Below are 6723 nucleotides of genomic sequence, written 5' to 3' on the forward strand. Positions count from 1 at the left end.
GTCCGCACCCTCACCCGCGCCCGCATCGGCGGCGGGCAGCCTGCCCAGCAACGGCTGGGTGGTCAGCACAAGGTCCGCCCCGCTGTCGGCCAGCACATAGGCCAGCCGATCCGTCGGATAGGTGGGGTCCAGCGGCAGATAGGCCGCGCCCGCCTTCCACACCGCCAGCACGGCCACCACCAGATCCACACCACGCGGAAGGCACAACGCCACCGTCGTCTCCGCACCCGCACCCAACCCGATCAGCCGATGCGCCAGCCGATTGGCACGAGCCTCCAGCTCCCCATAGCTGACCTCGCCTTCCGCACCGGCCACCGCGACCGTCTCGGGACCGGCCACCGCACGAGCCGCGATCAGCTCATGCACACCCCCCACCTCAGGCAGCACCACCCCGGTGGCGTTGATGCCGTCCAAGACCTGCCGCTCGGCCGAGGTCAAAACAGGCAAGGCCGACAACGGCCGGTCCGGATCAACGGCGACGGCATCCAGCAGCACCCGAAGGTGGCCGACCAACCGCTCGATCGTGGCCTGGTCGAACAAGGCCGTGCTGTACTGCACCGAACCGGCCAGATCCCGGTCACCAGAGCCGACCATGCTCACAACCAGATCGAACTTGACGACACCTTCCTGAACCGTGGCCTCGGCCGACTCCTCGCTTCCACGATCGTCGCCCAACTCACCGATGTAGTTGAACAACGTCTGGAACAACGGCGTCCGAGAACGATCACGCTCCACACCCAGCTCATCGACAAGCTGCTCGAACGGCAGATCCTGATGACCATAGGCGTCCAGCGCCGTGGCGCGGACCTGCTGCAACAGGTCGGTGAAGGTCGGGTCGCCGGACAGGTCGGCCCGCAGCACCAGCGTGTTGACGAAGAACCCGATCAAATCCTCGGTCTCGGCCTGATTCCGGTTGGCCACCGGCGTACCGACCAGCACATCATCCTGACGGCTGTAGCGGCCGAGCAGCACGGCATAAGCGGCCAGCAGCGTCATGAACATCGTCGCGCCGGAGCGGCGGGACAGCTCCTGCAACCGACGGCTGACCTCGGCGTCGATACGGAAATCAATAGCCGCGCCAGCGGTGTCGCGGACCGGGGGCCGGGGACGGTCGGTCGGCAACTCCAGCACCGGACGCTGGGCCAGTTGCCGCCGCCAATAGCCGAGCTGCTCCTCCAAGGTCTGACCGGTGAGCCAGGTGCGCTGCCATAGGGCGAAGTCGGCGTACTGCACCGTGAGTGGTGCCAGCGGGGACGGCCGGCCGACGCGGAACGCCTCGTAGAGGGCGGTGAGCTCCTGATGGAAGATCTTGGCCGACCACTCGTCGAAGACGACGTGATGCATGCACAACGCCAGGATGTGCTCCTGGTCGCCCAGCCGGAGCAGGCTGGCGCGCAGCAGCGGACCGGCCGCCAAGTCGAAGGGGGTGGCAGCGTCTGTGGCGATGAGGTCTTCAGCGGCTTGGTGAGGGGCGGGCTGATCACCCAGATCCACCAAAGGCAGGAGAAAGTCGGTGGGAGGGTCGATGACCTGGTACGGGATGCCGTCGGCGTCGGCGACCAACCGGGTGCGCAGCACCTCATGCCGCTCCACCAGCGCCGTCAACGCGGCGCGCAGGGCGGGGACGTCGAGGTCGCCAGGCAGCGGGATCGCCGACGGGGTGTTGTATTCGGCCGAGCCGGGGTCGAGCTGGGCCAGGAACCACAACCGCTGCTGGGCGAACGACAGCGGCAACGGCTGGTCACGGCCGGCCGGGACGATCGGCGGCGCGACCGCGGTGATGCCAGTGCTGTCGATGAGAGCGGCCAGACCCTTGATGGTCGGCTGATCGAACAGGGCCGCAAGCGCCAGATCCGTCCCGAACGTGCTACGGATGCGGGTCATGGTCTGGGTGGCCAACAGAGAGTGCCCGCCCAGATCGAAGAAGTTGTCGCCGACCCCGACCTGGTCCACACCGAGCAGGTCGGCCCAGATCCCGGCCAGCAACAGCTCCGTGGGGGTAGACGGGGCCTGATAGCCGCCCGCGAGCTCCGGCCGGCTGCCATCCGGCACCGGCAGCGCGGCCCGATCGATCTTCCCGTTCGGGGACAACGGGAAAGCGGCGAGTTCGATGAAGATCGACGGGATCATGTAGTCGGGCAGGGCGGTGGCCAGATACGCCCGCAGCTCATCGGTCGCAGGGATGCCGAGGGCGGGATCGGCCGGAACCAGGTAGGCGACCAGCCGCTGGTCAGCGTCCTGCCCGAACGTGGTCACCAGAGCCGCGGCGATATGCGGGTGGCCGGTCAGCGCATGCCGGATCTCGCCCGGCTCGATCCGGAAACCACGAATCTTCACCTGATGATCGGTCCGCCCCAGGAAGACCAACTGGCCATCCGGCCGCCACACAGCCACATCACCGGTCCGATACAACCGCGAACCGTCACCCGCGTACGGGTCGGCGACGAACCGCTCGGCGGTCAGCACCGGCCGCCCGTGATAGCCACGGGCCAGGCCGACACCACCCACGAACAGCTCGCCCGGCACCCCCGCCGGAACCAGGCCCAGCTGGGCATCCAGCACGTGGGTGGTGGTGTTGGCGATCGGACCGCCGATCCCGGCCGGATCCTGGCCGATGGTCGCGCACACCGTCGCCTCGGTCGGACCGTAGGCGTTCAGCAGCCGATGCCGGCCGCCCCACACCCGCGCGAGCTCCGGATCCAGATGCTCACCCGCGCTGATCAACGTCAACTCAGGTACCTCCTCCGGGTCCAGCGTGGCCAGCAGCGACGGCGGCAACGTCGCCACATCCACCCGGTGCTCACCGATGAACCCGGCCAGATCGTCCGTCCGCTGCTCCGCACCCGGAACCACCAGCGTCGCCCCCGCGGCCAACGTCACCGCGATCTCCGACACCGCCGCATCAAACCCCGGCGACGCGAACTGCAACACCCGCGACGCGACGGTCACCCCGAACGCCTCCCGCTGCGCCACCACCAGATTCACCAGCCCCCGATGCCCGACCCGCACCCCCTTCGGACGACCCGTCGAACCCGACGTGTAAATCAGGTAGGCAGCCTGACCCGGGACAACAACCACATCAGGAACGGTGACCGGCAGAGCCTGCAACCCCGCCCGCACACCCGGATCATCCACCACCAGCGTGCACAGACGCCCGGCGGGCAGCTCCTCCAGCCGCGTGTGCAGACCACCGGCCGGGACGTCCGCAGCCTCGCCGCCCTCACCGGTGCCCGCACAGGCGGGCAGCCTGCTCAGCAGTTCCCCGGTGGTCAGCAGAAGGTCCGTCCCGCTGTCGGCCAGCAGATACGCCAGCCGATCTGCCGGATAGGTCGGATCCAGCGGCAGATAAGCGGCACCCGCCTTCCACACCGCCAGCACGGCCACCACCAGATCCGCACCACGAGGCAGGCACAACGCCACCGTCGTCTCCGCACCCGCACCCAACCCGATCAGCCGATGCGCCAGCCGATTGGCACGAGCCTCCAGCTCCCCATAGCTGACCTCCCCTTCCGCACCGGCCACCGCCACCGTCTCAGGAGCGGCCACCGCACAAGCCGCGATCAGCTCATGCACACCCCCCACCTCAGGCAGCACCACCCCGGTCGCGTTCACACCCTCCAGCGCCCGCCGCTCAGCCGACGTCAGAACAGGCAACGCCGACAACGGCCGGTCCGGATCAGCGGTGACGGCATCCAGCAGCACCCGAAGGTGGCCGACCAACCGCTCGATCGTGGCCTGGTCGAACAGGGCCGTGCTGTACTGCACCGAACCGATCAGGGCAGTGTCGTTGGAAGCTGACAGGTTGAGGATCAGATCGAACTTGACTGGTATTTCGTCGAGTGCGAGGTCGTTTGGTGTCTGGTCCGTCTGGTCGGCAGAGAAGTAGTTGAAGACCGTTTGGAACAGCGGCGTCCGGGAGCGGTCGCGTTCGATGCCCAATTCGTCGACGAGCTGCTCGAACGGTAGATCCTGATGACCATAGGCGTCCAACGCGGTGGCGCGGACCTGCTGCAACAGGTCGGTGAAGGTCGGATCGCCCGACAGGTCGGTACGCAGCACCAGCGTGTTGACGAAGAACCCGATCAAATCCTCGGTCTCGGCCTGATTCCGATTGGCCACCGGCGTACCGACCAGCACGTCATCCTGACGGCTGTAGCAGCCGAGCAGGACGGTGTACGCGGCCAGCAAGGTCATGAACATGGTCGCGCCGGAGCGGCGTGACAGTTCCTGCAGGGCTGCGGTGATCTCGGGGTTGATGTGGAAGGTGACGGTGGCGCCGCGGCTGTCCCGGATGGCCGCGCGGGGCCGGTCGGTGGGCAGGTCGAGGATGGGCGGGTTGGCGAGCTGGTGACGCCAGTAGCCGAGCTGCTCTTGCAGGGTGTGGCCGGTGAGCCAGGTGCGCTGCCACAGGGCGAAGTCCGCGTACTGCACCGTGAGCGGCGTCAGCGGGGACGGCCGGCCGACGCGGAACGCCTCGTAGAGGGCGGTGAGTTCCTGGTGGAAGATCTTGGCCGACCACTCGTCGAAGACGACATGGTGCATGCACAAAGCCAGGATGTGCTCCTGGTCGCCCAGCCGGAGCAGGCTGGCGCGCAGCAGCGGACCGGCCGCCAGGTCGAACGGAGTAGTGGCGTCGGCGGCGATCAGTGTCTGTGCTTCCTGCTCACTCGCCACCGCGATGACGGGCAGGTCGAAGTCGGCAGGCGGGTCGATGACCTGGTACGGGATGCCCTCGGCGTCGGCGACCAGCCGGGTGCGCAGCACCTCATGGCGCTCCACCAGCGCCGTCAGCGCGGCACGCAGGGCCGGAATGTCGAGGTCGCCAGGCAACAGGACGGGAGTGGGGCTGTTGTACTCGGCGGAATCCGGGTCGAGTTGGGCCAGGAACCACAACCGCTGCTGCGCGAACGACAACGGCAATGCCTGGTCACGCGGGCACGGGAGGATCGGAGGTGCGATGTCCGTGGTTGCGGTGCTGTCGATGATCGCGGCCAACTGTTTGAGGGTTGGCTGGTCGAAGAGGGCGGCGAGTACCAGGTCGGTGCCAAAGGTGTTGCGGATGCGGGTGATGGCCTGGGTAGCCAGCAGGGAGTGCCCGCCCAGATCGAAGAAGTTGTCCCGGACCCCGACCTGGTCCACACCGAGCAGGTCGGCCCAAATCCCGGCCAGCACCTGCTCTGTCGCCGTCACCGGGGCCTCATAGCCACCCGCGAGCTCCGGACGGCTGCCGTCCGGCACCGGCAGCGCGGCCCGATCGATCTTCCCGTTCGGGGACAGAGGGAAGGCCGCCAGCTCGATGAACACCGACGGGATCATGTACTCCGGCAGGCCGGCCGCCAGATACGCCCGCAGATCATCGGTCGCGGGGATGCCGAGGGCAGGGTCGGCGGGAACCACGTAGGCGACCAGCCGACGGTCCGTGCCGCCCTTGCCCCCTCGGCCACCATGGCCGTCACCCTTGCCGATGCCATCACCACTTCCGACGCCGACGCCGTTGTCGTTGTCGTTGTCGTTGGCCGGGCTGGTACCGATGCCGGTGCCGATGCCAGTGGCGTTGGCGATGCCGTTGGCCGTGCCCGTACCCGTGCCGTTGGCGTTGGCAATGCCGGTGGCGATGCCGGTGCTGGTCTGATGGGTGGTGACCAGGGCCGCGGCGATGTGCGGGTGGCCGGTCAGCGCATGCTGGATCTCGCCCGGCTCGATCCGGAAACCACGAATCTTCACCTGATGATCGGTCCGACCCAGGAAGACCAGCTGACCATCCGGCCGCCACACGGCCACATCACCGGTGCGATACAAACGCGAGCCGTCACCCGCGTACGGGTCGGCCACAAACCGCTCCGCCGTCAGCACCGGCCGCCCGTGATAACCACGGGCCAGGCCCACACCACCCACGAACAACTCCCCCGGAACCCCCGCCGGAACCAGGCCCAGCTGGGCATCCAGCACATGAGTGGTGGTGTTGGCGATCGGCACACCGATCCCGGCCGGATCCTGGCCGATGGTCGCGCACACCGTGGTCTCGGTCGGGCCGTAGGCGTTCAGCAGCCGATGACGGCTCCCCCACACCCGAGCGAGCTCCGGATCCAGATGCTCACCAGCGCTGATCAACGTCAACTCGGGTAACTGCGCCGGGTCCAGCGTGGCCAGCAGCGACGGCGGCAACGTCGCCACATCCACCCGCTGCTCCCGGACGAACCCCGCCAGATCGGCCACCCGCTGCTCCACACCCGGAACCACCAACGTCGCCCCCGCAGCCAACGTCACCGCAATCTCCGACACCGCCGCATCAAACCCAGGCGACGCGAACTGCAACACCCGCGAAGAAGCCGAAACCCCGAACGCCTCCCGCTGCGCCACCACCAGATTCACCAGCCCCCGATGCCCGACCCGCACCCCCTTCGGACGACCCGTCGAACCCGACGTGTAAATCAGATAAGCGGCCTGACCCGGGACAACAACCACATCAGGAACAGTGGCCGGCATAGCCTGCAACCCCGCCCGCACACCCGGATCGTCCACCACCAGCGTGCGCAGACGGCCGGCGGGCAGCTCCTCCAGCAGGTCCCCGGTGCTCAGCAGCAGACCCGCCCCACTGTCAGCCAGCAAAAAGGCCAGCCGATCCGTGGGATAGGTCGGATCCAGCGGCAGATAAGCGGCACCCGCCTTCCACACCGCCAGCACGGCCACCACCAGATCCACACCACGCGGAAGACACAACGC

Annotated in this window: 1 protein-coding gene; it reads right to left on the reverse strand. The window is 68.0% G+C overall.

Annotation, left to right across the window (positions count from 1 at the left end; genetic code table 11):
- Positions 1-6720: amino acid adenylation domain-containing protein (locus ABZS69_RS66710; protein ID WP_355395496.1), on the reverse strand; the 6720-nt coding region annotated here is incomplete at its 3' end.
- Positions 6721-6723: the final 3 nt, after the last annotated feature.

The organism is Nonomuraea sp. NPDC005650, from assembly GCF_040605375.1.
Classification (GTDB): domain Bacteria; phylum Actinomycetota; class Actinomycetes; order Streptosporangiales; family Streptosporangiaceae; genus Nonomuraea.